Here is a 1,236-nt window from a genome sequence, read left to right on the forward strand (position 1 = left end):
GCCATAGGCCCAGCCAGTGGCCGGACCGAAGGCGGCGTGGCTGACCTGGCTGATGACGATCTGCCGGCTCTGCCCGGGGCGGGTCAGACCGATTTGGCTGATACGACCCTGTGCGTCGCGCACGTAGTCAGCCATGCTGCCATCGGGATAGGTCAATGCAGTCAACCGACCCGACTTGCTGTAGGCATAGCGCAGCGTGATCGCCACACCATTGAGCGTCTGCACCTTCCGGGTGATCTGGCCGAAGCGGTCATGACAGTAGAGGGTGCTGCCATTGGCGTGAAGCACCTGCCCCAATCGACTCTTGGCGAACTGCTCATCAGCCGCGCAAACCGCTGGCGCGACGTCGTAGCTGTAGCCCACATCAAGGCTCGGGTCTGGGTAGGCGACACCGGTCAGACGGTTGAGCAGGTCGTAGTGATAGGTCGTGGTCACTCCCCGCGCGTCGGTGGCGGTCTTGCGATTGCCGGCCGAGTCCGAGGTGAAGCTGCTCGCACCACTATCCGGGCTGACTTGGCCGGTGAGGTCACCAAAGCCGTTATAGGCGTAGGTGGTATGCAGGCCCTTGGGGTCCGTGACCTGGGTGATTTGATCCAGCGCGTWGTACTGCGAGCGGATCTCCGCAGCTACACCGCCGACGTCCTGCAATGTGCGCGCAAGGCGGTTCAGCGAATCGTACTGCTGGCTGCTCACCCGGCTTAATGCATCTGTGGCCGTTTGCGGGTTGCCATCCGCATCGTAGGTGAAGGCGGTGGCGTGATTGCCCGCGTCCTTCAGCGTGGTGAGCTGTCCCAGCGTGTTGTAGACGCGGGCAAGGGTGCGCCGCAACGTGCCGCCGGAGTCCAGCGTGTCTTCCTTGACGCGGTTGCCGGCGTTATCCAGCGTGTAGTGGATGGTGTTACCCGCGCTGTCTTCGATGTCGGTCAGCCGCTGAGCAGCGTCGTAGACATAAGACACGCTGCTCCCATCGGGCTCGGTAACCTGCTGCACAAGCCCGGTCGGCCAGTAGCTCAGCTGGGTCACCCGGTCTGCTGCGGTAGAGGCGCCACGTACGTTTACCGAGGTCGGCCAGCCGCGAGCATGATAGGCGTAGTCCGTGACCACTCCATTGACGTCCTTTGCCGAAAGCGGACGACCAAATGCATCGTAGGCCAGGGTTTCTACCGTCTGCCCCAGCGCATTGGTAACGCTGTGCAGATCGCCCTTGCGGTAAGCGCAGGTGCCATTGGAGGCGCA

The 1,236-nt window shown here is 62.9% G+C and carries 1 pseudogene; it reads right to left on the minus strand.

Annotated features, from left to right (window positions below):
• Nucleotides 1–1,236: pseudogene (locus AC1DQP_RS20665) on the minus strand (RHS repeat-associated core domain-containing protein); the annotation flags it as partial.

The organism is Stenotrophomonas sp. P5_A8 (assembly GCF_056400545.1).